At 60.2% G+C, this 20422-nt stretch carries 18 protein-coding genes and 1 tRNA gene; 13 read left to right on the top strand and 6 right to left on the bottom strand.

The window, feature by feature from the left end; all coding sequences use genetic code 11:
- Positions 1-336: 336 nt before the first annotated feature.
- The 5 genes from ACQZ40_RS24980 to dps all read left to right on the top strand — a co-directional run bounded on the left by ACQZ40_RS24980 (position 337) and on the right by dps (position 4788).
- Positions 337-1275, top strand: coding sequence for a siderophore ABC transporter substrate-binding protein (locus ACQZ40_RS24980; protein WP_448748854.1), 939 nt, complete (start codon positions 337-339; stop codon positions 1273-1275).
- 220 nt (positions 1276-1495) lie between these two features.
- Positions 1496-2461: an ABC transporter permease gene (locus ACQZ40_RS24975; protein WP_065655558.1), complete on the top strand. Its 966-nt coding sequence runs from the start codon at positions 1496-1498 to the stop codon at positions 2459-2461.
- Positions 2454-3422 carry an iron chelate uptake ABC transporter family permease subunit gene (locus tag ACQZ40_RS24970; RefSeq protein WP_448748853.1) on the top strand — a complete coding sequence of 323 codons (969 nt, stop codon included), beginning with the start codon at positions 2454-2456 and terminating at the stop codon, positions 3420-3422. Before ACQZ40_RS24975 ends, ACQZ40_RS24970 begins: the two co-directional genes overlap by 8 nt.
- Positions 3419-4177 carry an iron ABC transporter ATP-binding protein gene (locus tag ACQZ40_RS24965; protein WP_003522610.1) on the top strand — a complete coding sequence of 253 codons (759 nt, stop codon included), beginning with the start codon at positions 3419-3421 and terminating at the stop codon, positions 4175-4177. The genes ACQZ40_RS24970 and ACQZ40_RS24965 overlap by 4 nt, the downstream gene beginning before the upstream one ends.
- Positions 4178-4299: 122 nt before the next feature.
- A complete protein-coding gene (dps, locus tag ACQZ40_RS24960; protein WP_003522611.1) occupies positions 4300-4788 on the top strand; it encodes a DNA starvation/stationary phase protection protein Dps in 489 nt (162 codons plus the stop codon).
- 78 nt (positions 4789-4866) lie between these two features.
- Here the strand turns inward: dps and ACQZ40_RS24955 are convergent, their stop codons facing one another.
- On the bottom strand, positions 4867-5088 hold the full coding sequence (locus ACQZ40_RS24955; RefSeq protein WP_003522612.1) for a hypothetical protein: 222 nt from the start codon (positions 5086-5088) through the stop codon (positions 4867-4869).
- Positions 5089-5473: 385 nt separating this feature from the next.
- On the opposite strand from ACQZ40_RS24955, the gene ACQZ40_RS24950 reads away from it, so the two are divergent.
- Positions 5474-5548: transfer RNA gene (locus ACQZ40_RS24950), tRNA-Gly, on the top strand.
- Between the two features lie 141 nt (positions 5549-5689).
- On the opposite strand, the gene ACQZ40_RS24945 is transcribed toward ACQZ40_RS24950, so the two are convergent.
- Positions 5690-6523: an aldo/keto reductase gene (locus ACQZ40_RS24945; protein WP_338810775.1), complete on the bottom strand. Its 834-nt coding sequence runs from the start codon at positions 6521-6523 to the stop codon at positions 5690-5692.
- Positions 6524-6584: 61 nt separating this feature from the next.
- Positions 6585-7766, bottom strand: coding sequence for an MFS transporter (locus ACQZ40_RS24940; RefSeq protein ID WP_125145450.1), 1182 nt, complete (start codon positions 7764-7766; stop codon positions 6585-6587).
- Between the two features lie 191 nt (positions 7767-7957).
- On the opposite strand from ACQZ40_RS24940, the gene ACQZ40_RS24935 reads away from it, so the two are divergent.
- Positions 7958-8857 (top strand): LysR family transcriptional regulator, encoded by a 900-nt coding sequence (locus ACQZ40_RS24935; protein ID WP_078051657.1) that lies wholly within the window; start codon positions 7958-7960, stop codon positions 8855-8857.
- A gap of 9 nt (positions 8858-8866) precedes the next feature.
- Here the strand turns inward: ACQZ40_RS24935 and ACQZ40_RS24930 are convergent, their stop codons facing one another.
- Positions 8867-9766, bottom strand: coding sequence for a LysR family transcriptional regulator (locus ACQZ40_RS24930; protein ID WP_065655564.1), 900 nt, complete (start codon positions 9764-9766; stop codon positions 8867-8869).
- A gap of 247 nt (positions 9767-10013) precedes the next feature.
- On the opposite strand from ACQZ40_RS24930, the gene ACQZ40_RS24925 reads away from it, so the two are divergent.
- From ACQZ40_RS24925 to ACQZ40_RS24910, 4 genes are all read left to right on the top strand, one after another.
- Entirely contained in the window at positions 10014-10820 is an 807-nt protein-coding gene (locus ACQZ40_RS24925; RefSeq protein ID WP_020809339.1) for an alpha/beta hydrolase fold domain-containing protein, read from the top strand.
- 56 nt (positions 10821-10876) lie between these two features.
- On the top strand, positions 10877-12067 hold the full coding sequence (locus ACQZ40_RS24920; RefSeq protein ID WP_078051656.1) for an efflux RND transporter periplasmic adaptor subunit: 1191 nt from the start codon (positions 10877-10879) through the stop codon (positions 12065-12067).
- A 130-nt stretch (positions 12068-12197) separates the two neighbouring features.
- Positions 12198-15392: an efflux RND transporter permease subunit gene (locus ACQZ40_RS24915; protein ID WP_142844952.1), complete on the top strand. Its 3195-nt coding sequence runs from the start codon at positions 12198-12200 to the stop codon at positions 15390-15392.
- Positions 15393-15683: 291 nt separating this feature from the next.
- Entirely contained in the window at positions 15684-15887 is a 204-nt protein-coding gene (locus ACQZ40_RS24910; protein WP_065655566.1) for a hypothetical protein, read from the top strand.
- A 46-nt stretch (positions 15888-15933) separates the two neighbouring features.
- On the opposite strand, the gene ACQZ40_RS24905 is transcribed toward ACQZ40_RS24910, so the two are convergent.
- Positions 15934-16779, bottom strand: a complete 846-nt coding sequence (locus ACQZ40_RS24905; RefSeq protein WP_078051654.1) for an endonuclease/exonuclease/phosphatase family protein — start codon at positions 16777-16779, stop codon at positions 15934-15936.
- A 49-nt stretch (positions 16780-16828) separates the two neighbouring features.
- On the bottom strand, positions 16829-18289 hold the full coding sequence (locus tag ACQZ40_RS24900) for a phospholipase D-like domain-containing protein (RefSeq protein WP_448748855.1): 1461 nt from the start codon (positions 18287-18289) through the stop codon (positions 16829-16831).
- Between the two features lie 225 nt (positions 18290-18514).
- Between ACQZ40_RS24900 and pdxY the strand changes: the two genes are divergently transcribed.
- Complete coding sequence (gene pdxY, locus ACQZ40_RS24895) at positions 18515-19390, top strand: pyridoxal kinase PdxY (protein ID WP_448748852.1); 876 nt, start codon at positions 18515-18517, stop codon at positions 19388-19390.
- A 175-nt stretch (positions 19391-19565) separates the two neighbouring features.
- Positions 19566-20207, top strand: coding sequence for a carbonic anhydrase (locus tag ACQZ40_RS24890; RefSeq protein ID WP_065655570.1), 642 nt, complete (start codon positions 19566-19568; stop codon positions 20205-20207).
- Positions 20208-20422: the final 215 nt, after the last annotated feature.

Here is a 20422-nt window from a genome sequence, read left to right as displayed (position 1 = left end):
TGCTCCTCTTTCGTGTCCGAGATCGTCGCCAAACGCTCGAATACGAGTAGAATCAACACCGTGCGCCATGTCCACCAAATTTAAACCGGACAGCAGTGGCCTTGTGCCGAGGATCTGCGACCTGTCGATTTTGTTCAACGGCCGAGGATGACGTCCGGACAGACTGCAGGCCATACTTTTCCACCCGCACATTTCCCGCTCACCGCAATTCAGAACCGTTCTAAAACATAATTTTGATTTCCGCCGACCTTGCCAATAAAGCTGATCGTCAACATCAAGTTAACCCGGCGGGATCACGTCCGCCGGCTCGGAACCATATTGCAAGGGACATATTAAGTGGCCATCAACTTCACCTTCCCCGTTCGGCTGCTGGCGGCAGCGGCCTTCAGCCTCGGCGCGATGACGGCGAGTGCCGAAGAAATGACGATCAAGCACGCGCAGGGCGAGACCGTGCTGAAGGCGGCGCCGAAGAAGGTTCTGGTTCTCGATATTCCCTCGCTCGACAATCTCGATGCGCTCGGCGTCGAGCCCGCCGGTGTCGTCGGCTCTAACCTGCCCACCTATCTGCAGAAATATGCCGACGGCAAATATCTGAAGGTCGGCACGCTGTTTGAGCCTGATTATGAGGCGATCAATGCGGCCGAGGCCGATCTCGTCATCGTCGGCGGCCGTTCGCGCGCGAAATATCCGGACGTTGCGAAGATCACGCCCGCCATCGACATGTCGGTGGATTCCAAGGAATTCATCGGCAGCGTCCAAGCCAACATCACCAAGCTCGGCGATATCTTCGGCAAGCAGGAAGAAGCCAAGAAGCTTGATGCCGCCATCGATGAAAAAGTGGCGAAGCTGAAGGAAATCGCGCCCAATTCCGGCACGGCGATGATCCTCGTCACCAATGCCGGCAAGGTCGGCGTTTATGGCCCCAGTTCGCGCACCGGCTGGCTGCACACCGAAATCGGCTTCAAGCCGGTCGCAGCCGACATCGACGACCGTTTTGACCGTGGCGATGTCGTCTCCTTCGAATATCTGGCCGAGGTCAACCCCGAATGGCTGTTCGTGATCGACCGCGACGCCGGCATCGGCCGCGCCACCGATCCGGGCAAGGCGGCCGCGCAGGTGCTGGACAACGAGCTGGTGCACCAGACCAATGCCTGGAAGAAAAAGCAGATCGTTTATCTCGATCCGCAGGCGGCCTATATCGTCAGCAGCGGTTATACGGCGCTCTCCACCCTGCTCGATCAGGTCTACAAGGCCGTCTCGGAGAAGAAATCGTAAAAGCCTCCAGGCATCCGCTTCTGAAGGCTGCTCCATACTCGACGTCATCCTCGGGCTTGACCCGAGGATCTACCAAGGTATCGTAAAATCAATAGGTTGCGGATCCTCAGGACATCCTCGGGCTTGTTCCGGGGACCGAGGATGACGGAGAGAGGTTTGTAGCCTCACCGTAACCTGAGGGGTCGCCGGGAGCTTTCACCATTTTCGAAAAACCGCCAACGTGAAATCCCTGTCTCTCATCCTTGCCCTTCTTCTGGCCCTGGTGCTCGCCATCACCAGCCTGTTCGTCGGCGTGAGCAATGTCTCGCTCACAACGCTTTTCGCACCGGACACGAGTGCGGACGCACTGCGGGTGCTGCTGGTCAGCCGCATTCCGCGCACGCTGGCGTTGATACTGGCCGGAAGCTCGATGGCGATTGCCGGGCTCATCATGCAGATGCTGGTGCGCAACCGCTTCGTGGAGCCTTCGACGGCGGGCACCACCGAATCCGCCGGCCTCGGCCTGCTCACCGTCACCCTGCTGGCGCCGGATACGCCGATCTTCGGCAAGATGCTGGTGGCCGCCGTCTTTGCGCTCGCCGGCACCGCGCTGTTCCTGCGTATCCTGCGGCAGGTGCCGCTGCGCGACGTGCTGCTGGTGCCGCTGATCGGCATCATGCTGGGCGGCGTCATCTCCGCCGTCACCACCTTCTTCGCTTATCGTTTCGATCTCCTACAATCGCTGGGCGCATGGATGACGGGGGATTTTTCCGGTGTGCTTCGCGGCCGTTATGAGTTGCTGTGGGTCGGCTTCCTCTTCGCCATCGCCGCCTATCTCGCGGCAGACCGCTTCACCGTGGCCGGCATGGGTCGCGATTTCACCACCAATCTCGGCCTCAACTATCGCCGCGTCATGGCGCTCGGCCTCACCATCGTCTCGCTGGTCAGCGCGGTCGTCGTCGTCACCGTCGGCATGATCCCCTTTCTCGGCCTGATCGTGCCGAATGTCGTCAGCCTGATGATCGGTGACAATATGCGCCGCTCGGTGCCCTGGGTGGCGACGCTCGGCGCGGTCTTCGTGCTTTCCTGCGATATCATCGGCCGCACCGTGCGTGCGCCTTACGAAATACCCATCGGAACCGTGGTCGGCGTCATCGGCAGCGCGCTGTTCCTCTATCTCCTGCTGCGGAAACGCCACCATGCTTGAGAGACATCCCGACCGGCGTGCAAAAACCGTTCTGCTCGTGCTTGCGGCATTCGCGCTCATCTCCATGGCCGCCTTCATGACGCTCGGCGCCAAGGGCAGCTGGAGCTTCGTACTGCCGTTTCGCGGCATCAAGCTTCTGTCGCTCTTGCTGGTGGCCTATGCCATCGCGGTCTCAACCGTGCTGTTCCAGACGGTCACCAACAACCGCATCCTTACCCCTTCGGTCATGGGTTTCGATTCGCTTTATGTGCTGATGCAGACCGGGCTGATCTTCGTCTTCGGCTCTGCAACCGTCGTCATGATCGATCCGCAGCTGAAGTTTCTCGCTGAAACCAGCCTGCTCGTCGTCTTTTCCGCCCTGCTCTATCGCTGGCTTTTCGTCGGCGCGGAACGCAGCCTGCATCTTCTGGTGCTGGTCGGCATCGTCTTCGGCGTCTTCTTCCGCAGCCTCTCGGGTTTCATGCAGCGCGTGCTGGACCCAAATGAATATACGGTGCTGCAGGATGTGCTGTTCGCCAGCTTCAATTCCATCGATCCGACGCTTCTTGCGGTCTCCGCCGTCATCATCGGCGTGGTGACCATCATCGGGCTCAGGCTCATGCACACGCTCGACGTCCTCTCGCTCGGCCGCGCCACGGCCATCAGCCTGGGGGTCGAATACAAGCGCACGGTCACCATCATCCTCGTGCTGGTCTCCGTGCTGGTCGCCGTCTCGACCGCACTCGTCGGCCCGGTCATGTTCTTCGGGCTGCTGGTCGCGGCGCTGGCCCATTATCTTACCGGCAATGGCAAACACGCCTATGTGTTGCCGGCGGCGATCCTCATCGCCGTGATCTGCCTCGTGGGCGGTCAGGTGGTGCTGGAGCGGGTCTTCGCCTTCGATACGGCGCTCTCGATCATCATCGAATTTCTGGGCGGTATCGTCTTTATCGGTCTTATTCTGAAGCGGGGTGCGCGATGATCATCGCCAGTCAGATCAGCAAATCCTATGGCGACAGCCTCGTCGTTGACGGCGTCTCCGTCTCCATTCCGGCAGGTGGCGTCACCTCCATCATCGGGCCGAACGGTGCGGGAAAATCGACGCTGCTTTCCATCGTCGCAAGGCTGATGTCGATGGATGCCGGAACAGTGACGGTGGACGGTCTGGATGTTACGAAAACCCCATCCGATACGCTGGCCAAGCGGCTCTCGATATTGCGGCAGGACAACCACATCTCTTCGCGCCTGACGGTGCGCGACCTCGTCGGTTTCGGCCGTTACCCCTATTCCAAAGGCCGCCCCACCATCGAGGACAAGGTCCATATCGACCGGGCGCTGGAATATCTGCACCTCGAAGCCCTTGCCGGCCGGTTTCTGGACGAGCTTTCCGGCGGCCAGCGACAGCGCGCCTTCGTGGCGATGGTGCTGTGCCAGGATACAGATTACGTGCTGCTCGACGAGCCGCTCAACAATCTCGACATGAAACACGCCTCCAGCATGATGAAGATCATGCGCCGCGCCGCTGACGAGCTGAAGAAGACCGTGGTTCTGGTGCTGCACGACATCAACTTCGCCTCCTGGTATTCCGACACCATCATCGCCATGCGCGAAGGCCGCATCTGCCATCAGGGGCCGGCGGAAGAGATCATCCGTCCGGATGTCCTCAAGGACATCTATGACATGCCGATCCGCGTCAATGAGATAGACGGCCGGCGCATCTGCCTGTTTTACGAATGACATGATGATTGTGCAGGATTTTCGCTGTCCCAGTGCTTAGCATGGAACAGGGCCTCAGGCCCGGACGTTAAACGACGGACTTTTCCAAAGCGGCATTCCGTCCGCAACTTCAGGAGACATCGATGAAGACGCACAAGACGAAGAACGACCTGCCTTCCAACGCCAAGTCGACCGTGATCGGCATTCTCAACGAATCCCTGGCCTCGGTGATTGACCTTGCGCTCATCACCAAGCAGGCGCACTGGAACCTCAAGGGCCCGCAGTTCATCGCCGTGCATGAACTTCTCGACACTTTCCGCACCCAGCTCGACAATCATGGCGATACGATTGCCGAGCGTGTTGTCCAGCTTGGCGGCACGGCGCTCGGCAGCCTGCAATCAGTCTCCTCGACGACGAAGCTCAAGGCCTATCCGACCGATATCTACAAGATCCACGACCATCTGGACGAGCTGATCGAGCGTTATGGCGAAGTCGCGAACATGATCCGCAAGGCTATCGACGATTCCGACGAGGCGGGCGACCCGACGACGGCGGACATCTTCACCGCCGCCTCGCGCGATCTCGACAAGTCGCTCTGGTTCCTCGAAGCGCATGTGCAGGAAAAGAGCTGAGCCGGAAGCGGTTCTCGCCACAACACACACGAAAGCGCCCGAGATGCTCGGGCGCTTTTTTATTGTCATATGGCGCAATCAGTGCCGACGTAAAACCGCAAGACCGATATCGCGCAACATCTCATGGTCAAGAATGCCGCGCTGGGCGCTACGGATCAAAACCGCCGCGCACTCATTGGCAACATGGCTGCTGCGGTCTTGAAAGCATTCGAAACATACGCCATCGAAAATAGTCTGCAGATCGGTGATCTGCTCCGGCGACAATTGTGCGCCAACCCGTTCAAAAGCTGCGTACGACAAGGCTCATCCTCCCGATGATGATATGCCAAACATCGTTCCCAATATCGTTTTGATTTTTCTTGTGGACAGGGAATTTGTACACCCGAACGAATCACTTGTCGAATCAGATTTTAACCAAATGTAAATAGGTTATTTTCTGGCGTTCCCGCCGGCCGCCACCCCATGGCAGGGGGATAAAAACCAGCTGAAACAATATCTTCAGCGGAAATTCCCTGGTCGTCAGCTCGTGATGGCCGCCAGATTTCGGATAAATCCGCAGACAGGCGGATTTCCACCGAAACCACAAAAGAAACTGTTGCATTCCAAAAACGATTGAGCGATATAGCACCCGTCGCCGCTTCGGCGGCCCACGGTTCAGCGAACTACCCCGGACCGGTGGATTTGAGCGGGTGTAGCTCAGGGGTAGAGCACAACCTTGCCAAGGTTGGGGTCGAGGGTTCAAATCCCTTCGCCCGCTCCAAATTTCCAGAACAGGCAGATAAATCTTCACTGCACCCGATGTGAAACGCGTCGTTTCCATGGGCTGTGAGCAGCATTGCCGCGCGAGGATTTCCCACGCACGGGCAAACCGGGAAGGGCGTTCCCTCCCCGGCTCTTATTATCAGGCGGCCTTGTCCCAGACGGGTGCAAGCCCTTCCGGTGAAACGATGCGGCCATCCGGCCTGGCAAGCGCGCGGATCGCCGCCATTTCATCGGCCGAAAGTTCGAAATCGAAGATGGCGATATTTTCATCGACGCGGGCTTCGCTGACCGTCTTCGACAGTGCGATGACACGCTGCTGCTGCACGAGCCAGCGCAGCACCACCTGCGCCACCGACTTGCCACGGCCTGCGGCGATTTCCTTCAGCACCGGATCGGTGAAGACCTTGCCATCGGCCATGCCGTAATAACCCGTCACCGACATGCCGGCGGCCTTTGCCGCGGCGATAACCACGTCCTGATCGATATAGGGGTGGTATTCGATCTGGTTGGTCACGATCGGGGCCTTGGACAACTTCACCGCCTCGGCCATCAGCGCCGTGCTGAAATTGGAAACGCCGATATGGCGCACCTTGCCCGCTTCCTTTACCGCGTTCAGCGCGCCGATCTGTTCTGCAAGCGAAACCGCCTCGTTCGGCCAATGCAGCAGCAGCAGGTCGACATAATCGGTCTTCAGCTTTTTCAGGCTCTCATCCACGGAGGCGAGGAAGGCATTATGCCTGTAGTTCTCGACCCAGACCTTGGTGGTGAGAAACACGTCGCCGCGCGCCACGCCCGAAGCAGCGATGGCTTCACCGACCTCGGCCTCATTGCCGTAGATCTGGGCGGTATCGATATGGCGGAACCCGGCTTTCAGCGCATGGGGAACGATGCGCAGCACATCGGCACCGGGAATACGAAACGTGCCGAAACCCAGCGCCGGGATCGAAGCGCCATTTGCGGTGACATCAAACATATATTTTCTCCTTTGAAGCGGCCCGGCCGACTTGGGAGCGGCCGGGAATTTTATGAAAAGTTTAGGCGGTTTTCAGGGTCAGCGCGGCGCGGCGGTCGAGCGTACTGCTCCAGAGGGTCAAGAGCAGGGCCACGGCGACGAGGATGGCGCCGACCCACGGGGTTGCGGCAAGACCCATCGGCGATTCCACCACCAGACCGCCAAGCCATGCGCCAATGGCGATGCCGAGGTTGAAGGCGGCGATGTTGAGCGCCGAGGCAACATCGACGGCGCCGGGGCGATGTTCCTTGGCAAGCTGCACCACATAAAGCTGCAGGCCGGGAACATTGGCGAAGGACAGGAAACCGAGCGCGGCAAGCGTGATGAGCGTCAGCACCGGCGAGAAGGCGGTGAAGGAAAAGACGAGCAGCACGATGGCCTGTGCCAGGAAGAGGCCGATCAGCGCCCTGGCCGGGTTATGGTTGGCGATCCTGCCGCCGCCGATATTGCCGGCCGCAATGGCGATGCCATAGAGCACGAGGATCAGGCTGACGCTCTTTTCGGAAAAGCCGGTGACATCCTGCAGGATCGGCGCAAGGAAGGTGAAGGCGACGAAGGTGCCGCCGTAGCCGAGCGCGGTCATGGCGAAAACGATGAGCAGGCGACCGGAGCCGAGAACACGGACCTGATCGAAGAGGCTCGCCGGCGGCGCCTTCTTGAGCGTGTTCGGCAGAAGCGTGGCAATGCCGAAGAAGGCGATGACGCCAAGGGCGGCAACGACCCAGAAGGTCGCACGCCAGCCGAAGACCTGCCCGATATAGGTGCCGAGCGGAACGCCGGTGACGATGGCGACCGTCAGCCCCATGAACATCATGGCAATGGCCGAAGCGCGACGATTTTCCGGCACGAGATCCGCGGCGATGGTGGAGCCGACCGAGAAGAAGACACCATGGGCGAAGGCGGCGATGACGCGGGCGACAAGCAGCATCTCATAGCTGGGCGACAGGGCCGCCGCGCTGTTGCCGATGATGAACAGGGCCATCAGGCCGAGCAGCAGCGGCTTTCTTTCGATCCTGCCGGTTAGCGCCGTCAGGATCGGCGCACCGAAGGTGACGCCCAGCGCATAAACGCTGACGATGAGGCCGGCAAGCGGCAGGGTGATGTGAAGATCGGTCGCGACCGTCGGCAGAAGACCGACAATCACGAACTCCGTGGTGCCGATCGCATAGGCCGCGATCGTCAGGGCAAATATGGCCAATGGCATGACAAATACCTCTTCGCCCGGAGCGGGATCGCGGGCGTTCTGGACAGCAACGCCGTCCGGTTGGATCATTTGGATAGCGATGCTATCCGGTTGGATCAAATCCATGGACGCAATATGGGCGAAGGGGACTTGCATGATAATCGGCAAGGGTGGATAAATACCTTTGAATTGATTTCACAGGTGGTGCGGCGATGGACAATCGGGCCGGAGAAATGGAAGTCTTCGTGGCGGCGGCGGAACTTGGCAGCTTTTCCGCCGCCGGGCGCAGGCTGAAGCTTTCACCCTCGGCGGTGAGCAAGCTTGTCACCCGTATCGAAGACCGCCTTGGCACCCGGCTTCTTGCCCGCTCCACCCGGCTTGTCACGCTCACACCGGAGGGCGAAGTCTATCTTGCGCGGGCAAGGCGCATTCTCGCCGATATAGCCGAGACCGAGCAGATCGTGGCGAGCGGCGGCAAGGTGGTGCCGCGCGGCCTTTTGCGCGTCAACACCACGCTGGGCTTCGGCGAACGTTATCTGCTGCCGCTTGCGCCGGAATTTTTGTCGCTTTATCCGGAAATCGAGCTGGATATCTCGCTGACCGACGGCGTCATCAGCCTGATCGAGGAACGCACCGATATCGCCATCCGCTCGGGCGCGATGGGAGATTCATCCCTGAAGGCGAGAAAGCTGAAGGAAGTCCGCCGCGTCATCGTCGCCTCCCCCGCCTATATCGAACGACACGGAATGCCGGAAAAACCGCAGGATCTGGCGCGGCACAATTGCTTCAGCTTCAATTTCAGCCGCAGCCTCAACGAATGGCCCTTTCGCAACCCCGGCTCCACGGAAGTCTACCGCCTGCCCGTAACAGGCAATGTCTCGGTCAACAGCGGCATGGCCATGCGAAGGCTCTGCCTGACGGGTCTGGGGCTGGGAAGGGTCGGCGAATTTCATATCGAGCCTGATATAGAGGCGGGCCTGCTCGTACCGGTGCTGGAAGACTATAATGCCGAGGAGATGGAAGTGATCCACGCGGTTTATGCCGGTCACGAACACCTGGCCGCCCGCGTTCGCGCCTTCATCGATTTTGTCGCAGCAAGGGTCGGGCGGTGACTGGCCGCCTCACACCAGGCCGTGCACCAGCTTGGCCAGCCAGTCGACAAAAACGCGGACCTTGTTGGTTACATGCCGGGTCTGGGGATAGACCACATAGATCGGCATGGCCTCGCGCCGCCACTCGGAAAGCACCGGCACCAGTTCTCCCCGCGAAAGCGCATCCCTCACCATGAAAACGGGAAGCTGCACGATGCCCATGCCGGCCAGCGCCGCATTGAGATAGGTGCGGCTGTCATTGACCGAGACGACATAATTCGGGGTCAGCTCGACGCTGCGCACGCCATTGTCGAAGGAGGCCGGCATGATCTGGCCGGTGGTGGCATTGAGGTAGCCCACCGAATAATGCTCCTTCTCCAGATCCTCCGGTTCTTGCGGCATACCGAAATTTTCGATGTAGGACGGCGAGGCGAATGTCTCGAACCGGAGTTCGCCCACTTTACGGGCAATCAGCGACTGATCGCGCAGCACGCCGACCCGCAGCGCACAGTCGACATTCTCCGCGATATAATCGACGAGACGGTCGCCGACACCGAGGTCGAGACGGATTTGCGGATAACGCTGGTAAAATTCGCAAAGATGTGGGATAACCACCAGGTCCGCGAAGACACCGGCCATTTCCACCCGCAACCGGCCGGAGGGCTGCACCTGCGCGCTGGACATGCTACCGTCAAGTTCTTCGATTTCCGATAAAATCTGTGAGGCCCGCTCATAATAGAGAGCGCCGTCCGTTGTCAGCATCACCCGGCGTGTGGTGCGGTTAAGAAGTGTGGTGTGCAAATGCGCCTCCAGCGCCTGCACCATATTGGTAACAGTGGTTTTCGGCATGTTCAGCGCGGTGGCGGCGCGGCTGAAATTGCCGGTTTCCACGACCCGCGTAAAAACCCGCATGGCGGAGAGCTGATCCATTCACTGCCTCGGAGATATGATTATCCGTGATTTCGGAATAGTGTTTTCAAATTTGCATGCTTGATCGTTTCGATCCGAACAATAATATGGATTTCAGATTTTGCAATATGATCCGCCTTGAAGCATGTCGCGCAAAGTGCGTTGCGGTTTTGCGGTGACGACATGCGGCAAGATAAAAACTTAAAGCGCAGGAGCGTATCCGAAGGATCGCAACACGCTTTAAGTGGCGGGCAAAGGATCTGGAGTCATGAACGCGCATTGGGAAAATATGGGTAGCGAGACGTCCGCGTCGAAGCTCTCCGTGCGCCGTTATGAAGGTTCCTGCCTCTGCAGCCATCCGCCTGTCGTGCTTTATCTGCGTGGCGGATCGTTTCTGGAACCCGGCCTTGAGCCGGGCGGCAATTGCCCCGAGCTTCCGGTGGCTCGCGCGCTCGCGGAAAGCGGCGCAGTGGTCGTGGAAGCCGACTATAGCAAGCCGTCCGGCAACGAGTTTCCGATGGTCATCGACTGCGCCTATGAGGCGCTCGATCATCTGAGCCGGGACCGCAAGCATTATGGCGGCGCGAAATCGCTGCTGTTCGTGGCCGGCGAAGAGGCTGGCGGCAATGTGGCGGCGGGGCTTGCCTTGAAGGCCCGCGACCGCATGCCGGGCAAACTCGCAGGCCAGATTCTTCTGTCGCCCATGATCGACCCGATGATGACGACGGAATCCTTCCGCGATGCGGACAGGATCGGCATGCGCCAGCGCTGGGCCGATGGCTGGAGCCATTACCTTGCCAAGGCGTGCGGGTTTTTCCACCCCTATGCCGCGCCCTGCCAGTGCACGCGGCTGAACCGGGTGGCACCGGCGCTGATCTTTACCGCCGAGGACGACCCTCTGCGCGACGAAACGGTCAATTATGCAGACCGCCTCATCGCCTCCGGTGTCAGCGTCCGGCAGCATGTTTTCCCCGCCGGCGTCGGCTGGACGGGGCTTTATCAAGGAGAGGGCGGCGGATGGGTCTCATCCGTCTGTTCGGAGTTCAAGACCTTCGTTGACCAGTTAAAACACTGAAAATTCGCATTTATTTATGAACGACCTGCTCCCTATCGGGGGCCAAGGAGATACCCATGACGCTGAACACAAAGCGCCGGGCCCTGACGGGTGCCGGCATCGGGCTTGCCATGTCCGTTGCAGCAGCAGCACTGTTTTTCGACCTCCCCACCAGCCGCGATGCAACGGCCGCTTCGACGCCTGCTGAAACACCGGCAATCCCGGTTACCGTCGCCAAGGTGGAAAGCCGCGACGTGATGCGCTGGGAAGAGTTTTCCGGCCGTCTCGAAGCCGTTGACCGGGTGCAGATCCGCTCCCGCGTCGCCGGCCAGATCAAGGCCGTGCATTTCCGCGAAGGCGCGCTGGTGAAGGAAGGCGATCCTCTCTTCACCATCGACCCGGCCCCTTATCAGGCCGCCGTTGCGGGTGCTGAAGGCCAGGTTGCTTCCGCCGAAGCCAAGGTCAGCCTTGCCAAAACGGAACTCGACCGTGGCCGCAGGCTTTCCGACAATCGCACCATCTCCCAGAGCGATCTCGACCAGCGTCAAAGCTCGTTTGCGGATGCCGAAGCCCAGCTTCGCGCCGCCCGCGCAGCGCTGACCACGGCTCAGCTCGATCTCGGTTATACCGAAATCCTCGCCCCGGTTTCCGGCCGCGTCGGCCGCATCGAAATCACCGCCGGCAACCTCGTCGCCGCCGGATCCACCTCGCCGGCGCTGACGACACTGGTATCGGTCAACCCGATCTATGCCAGCTTCAACGCCAGCGAAGGCGTGGTGGCCAAGGCGCTTGCCGAACTGCCGCAGACGGACGGCGCCCTGCCCGCTCTCGAACAGATCCCGGTGGAAATCGGCACGCTTTCGGATGAGGGCACGCCGATCAAGGGCACGCTGCACCTGATCGACAACCAGGTGGATTCGGCAAGCGGCACCATCGGTGTCCGCGCCGTCTTCGAAAATCCGGACGGCAGGCTCATTCCCGGCCAGTTCGTGCGGGTGCGCATGGGTGAACCGAAGCCGGAAAACCGCATCGTCATCAGCGACCGAGCCATCGGCACGGATCAGGACAAGCGTTTCGTCTTCGTGGTCGATGCCGAAAACAAGGTAAGCTACCGCCAGATCAAGCCGGGCGCACCGGCCGATGGCCAGCGCATCATCGAAAGCGGCCTTGCCGCCGGTGATACCATCGTCGTCAACGGCCTGCAGCGCATTCGTCCCGGCGCCACCGTCGCACCGCAGGCGGAAGACAAGGTTGCTGCTTCGCAGTAGCCCGCCTCTTTGATCAGTAAGCGTCCCGCCTCCCGCGAGACGCCCCTTCCGACAGAACCGGCCTTCACCGGCGGCAGAATTGCCGCCGGAACGGCCTTCGCATTCCCAAAGACCCGGAGAGGGACTGGATATGAATATTTCCAGATTTTTTGTCGACCGGCCGGTATTCGCTGCCGTGCTTTCGGTCCTGATTGTGGTGGCAGGCCTACTCGGCATGCGCGCCCTGCCGATTTCGGAATATCCCGAAGTCGTTCCGCCATCCGTCGTCGTGCGCGCCACCTATCCCGGTGCGAACCCGACCGTTATTGCCGAAACCGTCGCGACACCGCTGGAAGAACAGATCAACGGCGTCGAGGACATGCTCTATATGGGCAGCCAGGCGACGTCCGACGGCGTGCTGACGCTGACCGTGACCTTCAAGCTGGGCACCGACCCAGACAAGGCGCAGCAGCTGGTGCAGAACCGCGTGTCGCAGGCCGAACCGCGCTTGCCGGCGGAAGTGCGCGCACTCGGCATCACCACCGTCAAGAGCTCGCCCGACTTCATCATGGTCGTCAACCTCGTCTCCAAGACCGACGCCTATGACATCACCTATCTGCGTAACTATGCGACGCTGAACGTCAAGGATCGCCTCGCCCGCATCGAAGGTGTGGGCCAAGTGCAGGTCTTCGGCGCAGGTGACTATTCCATGCGCGTCTGGCTCGACCCGCAGAAGGTGGCCGAGCATGATCTGGCCGCAAGCGACGTTTCCGACGCCATCCGCCAGCAGAACGTACAGGCCGCAGCCGGCGTCATCGGCGCTTCGCCAAGCCCGAACGGCGTCGACCTGCAACTCAACGTCAATGCGCAGGGCCGTCTGACGACGCCGGAGGAATTCGGCAACATCATCGTCAAGAGCGGCGCGAACGGTGAAATCACCCGCCTGCGCGATGTCGCCCGCATCGAACTCGGTGCGGCCGATTACACACTGCGCTCGCTGCTGGACGGCGAACCCGCCGTGGCTGTCGCCGTGCTTCAGGCCCCCGGCTCCAACGCCATCGAAATCGCCGACAATGTCCGCGCCACGATGGACAATCTGCAATTGGCAATGCCCGATGGCGTGAAATACGAGATCGTCTACGACACGACGAAATTCGTGCGCTCCTCCATCGAAAAGGTTGTCGATACACTCCTCGAGGCCGTTGGCCTCGTGGTGCTCGTCGTCATCCTCTTCCTGCAGACCTGGCGCGCCTCGATCATTCCGCTGATCGCCGTTCCGGTCTCGATCATCGGCACCTTCGCCGTCATGTATGCCTTCGGCTTCTCCATCAACGCGTTGACCCTGTTCGGTCTCGTGCTCGCCATCGGCATCGTGGTGGATGACGCCATCGTTGTCGTCGAAAACGTCGAGCGAAATATCGAAAACGGGCTCTCGCCGCGTGACGCCACCTATAAGGCGATGCGGGAAGTGTCCGGCCCGATCATCGCGATTGCGCTGGTTCTGGTCGCGGTCTTCGTGCCGCTTGCCTTCATCTCCGGCCTGTCCGGCCAGTTCTACCGGCAGTTCGCACTGACCATCGCCATATCCACCGTCATTTCGGCCATCAACTCGCTGACGCTGTCGCCCGCTCTTGCAGCCCTGCTGCTGAAGGAACACGGCGCACCGAAAGACTGGCTGACCCGCTTCATGGATAAAATCCTCGGCTGGTTCTTCCGCGGCTTCAACCGCGCCTTCGGTGCGGCCTCCAACGGCTACGGCAAGACCGTGGGCGGGCTGGTGACGCGCAAGAGCCTTGTCATGATGGTTTATATGGCGCTGGTGGCCGCCACCTACGGCATGTTCACCACCGTCCCGAGCGGCTTCGTACCGGCGCAGGACAAGCAGTACCTGATCGGCTTCGCCCAGCTTCCGGACGGCGCAACGCTCGACCGCACCGAAAGCGTCATCAAGCGGATGAGCGATATCGCGCTCGAAACACCCGGCGTCAGCCACGCCATCGCCTTCCCGGGCCTGTCGATCAACGGCTTCACCATCGGCTCCAATTCCGGCATCGTCTTTGCGGTTCTCGATGACTTCGAAAAACGCAAGACACCGGAACTGTCCGGCGGCGCCATCGCCATGCAGCTGAACCAGAAATATGCGGGCATTCAGGATGCCTTCATCGCCATGTTCCCGCCGCCGCCGGTCAACGGTCTCGGCCAGACGGGCGGCTTCAAGCTGCAGATCGAAGACCGCGCCGGCTACGGCTACCAGACGCTGGATGAAGCGACGAAGGCAGTGATCGGCAAGGCCTATCAGACGCCGGAACTCGCGGGCATCTTCTCCAGCTACCAGATCAACGTGCCGCAGCTCTTCGCCGATCTCGACCGCGCCAAGGCGGAACAGCTGGGCGTTTCCGTCAGCGACGTCTTCCAGACGCTGCAGATCTATCTCGGCTCGCTCTATGTCAACGACTTCAATGCTTTCGGACGGACATACAGCGTGCGGGTCCAGGCGGATTCCCAGTTCCGCGCGCATGCCGAAGATATCGGCCGCCTGAAGGTTCGCTCCGCATCGGGTCAGATGATCCCGCTGTCGACGCTCTTGAAGGTGAATGCGACGACGGGACCGGAGCGCACCAACCGTTATAACGGCTTCCTTGCGGCCGATATCAACGGCGGTCCGGCACCGGGCTTCTCCTCGGGACAGGCGCAGGCGGCGATTGAAAAAATCCTTGCCGAAACCCTGCCCGCAGGCGTCGACTACGAATGGACGGACCTGACCTACCAGCAGATTCTGGCCGGCAATTCCAGCATCGTGGTTTTCCCCTTGGCGCTGCTGCTCGTCTATCTCGTGCTCGCCGCGCAATATGAAAGCCTCACCTTGCCGATTGCGATCATCCTGATCGTCCCGCTCGGTGTGCTTGCGGCCCTCACGGGCGTCTGGCTGACAGGAGGGGATAACAACATCTTTACGCAGATCGGCCTTGTCGTCCTTGTCGGCCTCTCGGCGAAAAACGCGATCCTGATCGTGGAATTCGCCCGGGAGCTGGAATTCGAAGGACGAACGCCGCTTCAGGCGGCCATCGAGGCAAGCCGGCTTCGCCTGCGCCCGATCCTGATGACCTCGCTCGCCTTCATCATGGGCGTGGTGCCGCTGGTCGTCTCCACCGGTGCAGGTGCGGAAATGCGTGCGGCCATGGGTGTCGCGGTGTTCTCCGGCATGATCGGCGTAACGTTCTTCGGCATCTTCATGACACCGGTCTTCTACGTGCTGGTGCGCAGGCTGGCGGGCAATCGTCCGCTCATCCAGCACAAGCAGGAAGAACCGGCCAATTCGGACTACAAGCTCGAAAAGGCCGGCTGAGACCGCACTCCCATCCACCGCCACCTTCAAAGCAAGCCCGCCGCGCATCCCCCGATGCGCGGCGTTTTTTATGACACAAAACGTTCATGCGGGTTTTCTGAAATAGAATCAGTTTCAAATACTTACAAGGCAACACTAGATAATTTACGCCGCATCGGAGGCGTCAGAAATGCAATATATCCAGCCATATTGATGAACATCAAAAGAAACAATTCTATTTTATGCTTTGTATTTTGTGGTATTTTTAAAGAACAGGGTGATTCGGACTAAATGATTTAGTTCAGGGGCGACATGATGGAGCAGGACTACGAAAACTGGGCAACGACCGTTGCCTATTCGATAGTGATGCATGAGGGTCTCGATCTCGCGCTTGCCGCGCAAAATCTCGACAGAGGCAAGACCAGAAATAATCGCGAGCGGCTGATGGAAGCCATTCGCACGTCGTTGCTTGAAGCGCGCTCGCGCAGCCACATGACGGTGGCGCAACGGGTTTAATCCGGCCTTTTGGCGCCTTTATGAGGCACACCATGACGCGACCGGATCAGGCCGGCAGCAGGTCGGTCCGCACCGCCGCCTTCAGCGGCAGATGATCCGAGGCGATGCGCGCCAGCGCGCTGTCATGCGCCTCCACCTGCTCGATCAGTCCTTCACGATTGGCGATGATCCTGTCGAGCGCCAGCACCGGCAGGTTGGACGGAAAACTCGGCACCGCCGGCGGCAAAGCGCCAAAAGCATCCCGGAACGTATTGAGCGACGACCCGTTGCCGAGACGCCATTCGTTCAGGTCTCCCATGAGGATGGTCGCGCATTCGTTGCGTGCTTCGAGAAGGCTGATCAACGCTTTCGCCTGCTGGGCGCGGGAATGTCTGAGAAGCCCGAAATGGGCGGCGATGACCCGCAGCGTGCCGCCCCGCTTTAGATCCAGCTCCACGACGAGCGCGCCGCGCGGCTCCAGCCCCGGCAATTTCAGCGTATGCACATCCCTGACCGCGCCTTCCTTGAACAGCACGACATTGCCGTGCCAGCCATGCGCCTTCACGCCGGCCTGCACGGGCACGGGAATGAGACCGCTTTCCCGCTCCAGCCGCGCGAGATCGAGCAGGCCGGTACGCTCGCCGAAACGGCTGTCCGCTTCCTGAAGGGCGATGATGTCAGCGCCGATTTCCTGAATGACGCGGCTGGTACGATCCGGATCGAACTTGCGGTCGCGGCCGACACATTTATGCACATTGTAGGAGGCGATGACGGGGAAGGAATGATCTTTCGTCGCTGGCGCCGCATTCTGGCGCTGGCGGCGGTCGCGCAGCGATTGCATGACGAAGGCGGACAGGCTGGTGTTTTTCGTCAAGGCCGTTTTTTCATCATCCAGCAAACCGTTCTTTTTCACGCGTCGATGCCTCCGGTCTCGCGCAGCGCCCTGTAGGACGCACCGCACTCTAAAGATAAGGCGAAGCGAGCCACAGGACACGCTCCACAAAGCGGACAACGAATGGCCGCGCATTCAGTTCGCTGAGCCGCACGGGCAAGGCGGTTGCCCGTGCATCCCGGATGCGTTCGCCGATTGTCGCGGCGAATTCCTCATCCATAACTTCGAGATCGATCTCGAAGTTCAACCGCAGCGAACGCGGATCGAGATTGGAAGAGCCAATGTAGCTCCAGCGTCCGTCGATCACCAGAAGCTTGGAGTGATTGAAAGCCCCCGTCGCCCGCCAGATGCGGCAGTAATTCCTCAACATCTGGTCGAACTGCGCCGTCATCGCCCTGTCCACAAGCACCAGATTATTGCTTTTCGGCACGATGATATCGACAACAACTCCCCGTCTTGCTGCGGTTATGAGCGCCGAAATAAGCTCCCGATCGGGGAGAAAATAGGGCGACATGATGAGAATGGAGGAGCGCGCGACGGAAAACGCACCCATCAGCATCTTGTGACTGGTCTCGATGCTTTTGTCCGGCCCGGAGGAGCAGACGCGGGCAACGATCTGCGAGCCCGGCACGCCATCGGGAATGGCGATATCCCAGACCGGCGCATCCAGAAGCTCCCTTGTCGTGAAACGCCAGTCCTCCGCCGCGATGGAGAAAAAATCCGATACAACCGGCCCGGTGATCTTGAAATGCGTATCGTGCGACTGGCTTTCGCCGCCGAATTCCTGGGTGAAACCCTCGCGAATATTCATGCCGCCGCTGAACGCGATTCGCCCGTCCACCACAAGGATTTTGCGGTGGGTGCGCAGATTGGCATAGGGCAGCCGCAGCCCCATGATGACATTGCCGTTGAAGACATCGCAGACGATGCCCTTTTCCCTGAGTGTCGGCAGGATGCTCGGCACCGAATAACGCGCACCCACCGCATCCACCAGCACCCGCACCTCCACGCCGCGAAACTTCGCCCTTTCGAGCGCCGCGACAAAGCGGGCGCCGATCCGGTCATTGTCGAAAATATATGTTTCGAGAATGATCGACCGCTTCGCCTCGTCGATGGCCTCCAGCATGGCGGCATAGGCGGCATCCCCCGTCACCAGCGGCTCGATGCCGTTGCCTGTCGTCAGCGCATGGCGCGTCACCCGGTCGCCCAGCGTCTTCATCGCCTCGAAACGGCGTCCGAAGCGCGCGGCTATCTTCTCGCCGCTGGCATCCAGACGCGCCACGCGATCCATGATCTCGTCCTGCATGAAGGACCGCTGCTGCGTGATGTTGGACCGGCGAATGCGGTTGATGCCGGCAATGGCATAGATGACCGCGCCGACGATGGGCGACAGCACGATGACGCCGACCCAACCGAGCGCGGAGCGGACCTCCTCCTTCGTCATCGTGGCATGCACGGCGGCCACGCTTCCCATCAAAATCGAGAGAACGGCAAGGATATGCGGCCAATAGGCAATGACGAGATCGAGCATGGTACAACTATAGAGTACTTCGGCAATCTCGCAATGACAGGCAGGCAGCGCTGGCAGAGACAAAGAACCTGACCGCGCCATGCTTTTGCGGGACAGACCCTTGCGGGATTAACGGTGGAAACCGGCCTTGCGATATGTCATGAGAGCGCATCTTGATCTTTGGGCAGTGGCAAGGCGGGGTGCACTTGCGGGCTTTCTGCCTCGTTTGAAAGCAAGAAGGCCGTGATGCAGGAAAATACACAGGGCGCCGTCATCGTCATTTCCAGCCATGTCATGCGTGGCTCCGTCGGCAATCGCGCCGCTGTCTTTGCGCTGGAGACACTCGGTTATCCCGTCTGGGCGGTGCCCACCATCGTCATGCCCTGGCATCCCGGCCACGGCCCTTCCACCCGCATGCGCTTTCAGGACGACGATTTCGACAAGGCCATGACCGACCTCGAAAACGCCAAATGGATCGGCGAGGTCAAGGCTGTTCTGACCGGTTATTTCGGCAGTGCGGCGCAGGTTCGCTCCGTCGCAAGGCTGATCCGCAATCTGAAGGAAAAGAACCCGTCGCTGATTTACGCCTGCGATCCGGTCATGGGCGATCTGGGCGGGCTTTACATTCCGCTCGAGACCGCAGAAGCCATCCGCGATCACCTCATCCCGCTTGCCACCGTCGCCACGCCGAACCGTTATGAACTCGCCTGGATGAGCGGCGCGGAGCTCGAGACCAACAATGCCATCATGGATGCCGCACTTGCGCTGGGCCCGCCGAAAATGCTGGTCACCTCGGCCGTGCCGATGATGACGGGCGGCACCGGCAATCTTTATCTCAGCGGCCGCCACGCGCTGCTTGCCGAACATCGCGCCATTGAGAATGCGCCGAACGGCCTCGGCGATCTGATGTCGGCGCTGTTCCTCGCCCGCCTGCTGGAAGGCATGGATGACGAAAAGGCGCTGCAGCTCGCAACCGCCAGCGTCTTCGAAATGCTGGCCCGCACCAAAAAACGCGACATGAACGAACTGACGCTGGAGACGGACTCTTCCAGCCTCTCCACACCCATGGCCATGGTGCAGATGCGTCATCTCTTGCATCCTTCGCGCACCAAGCGCAAATAGCGGCTAGAGCATTTCCAGGAAAAGTGGCCCTCGGTTTTCCGTCCGGAAATGCGACAAACAAGGAGTTGGAGCGGTTTCGCGGTTCGAAGAAAGGCGAAAATGCTCCAAAGGATTGGTCTTCAACGCACCGAGTTCTTTTCTTGATCTCGGTCCAACCACAACGGTACTGCGATAGATGAAAGATTTTCCGGAAAACCTTCTCAACGGCTACAAGAACTTCATGAACGGTCGCTATGTCGACGAGCGCGAAAGATACCGCGTTCTCGCCGACACCGGACAGAAGCCGCAGACCCTGTTCATTGCCTGTTGTGACTCCCGCTCCGCGCCGGAAACCATTTTCGACTGCGGACCGGGAGAGCTTTTCGTCGTCCGCAACGTCGCCAACATGGTGCCGCCCTTCGAGCCGGACGGGCAGTATCACGCCACCTCCGCGGCTATCGAATATGCCGTACAGGTTCTGAAGGTGAAGGATATCGTCGTCATGGGCCACGGCCGCTGCGGCGGCATCCAGGCAGCGCTCGATCCCAATCTCGAGCCGCTGTCGCCCGGCGATTTCATCGGTAAATGGATGAACATGGTCAAGTCGGCCGCCTCGCAAATCCAGAGCAACGACGTGATGACCGCCTCCGAGCGGCAGACGGCACTGGAGCGCGTTTCCATCCGCAACTCCATCGCCAACCTGCGCGGCTTCCCCTTCGTCAAGGCACAGGAAACCGCCGGTAAGGTGAAGCTGCACGGCGCATGGTTCGATATTTCGACCGGCGAATTGTGGGTGATGGACGGCAAGACGGGCGACTTCCGTCGCCCGGATCTGTGATTGGCAGGTAATAGCTACCGGCCAAATTCAACGCTCGTCACCCCGGACTAGATCCGGGGTCCAGCGCGATCAAGTCCTTGATCGCCAAAGACTCTTTCACGGCGCGGACGCGCCGTGACTGGATGCCGGATCAAGCAACCGTGGATGATCAAGCAAATGCTGGATCTGTCCTTGCGATGGCGTTGAGGATAGTGACGAGCTTCCGGATTGTTGCG

This window comes from Agrobacterium sp. 16-172Ci (assembly GCF_053522725.1).
Note: the sequence above shows the minus strand (reverse complement) of the source record. Positions and strands in the feature narration are given on the sequence as shown.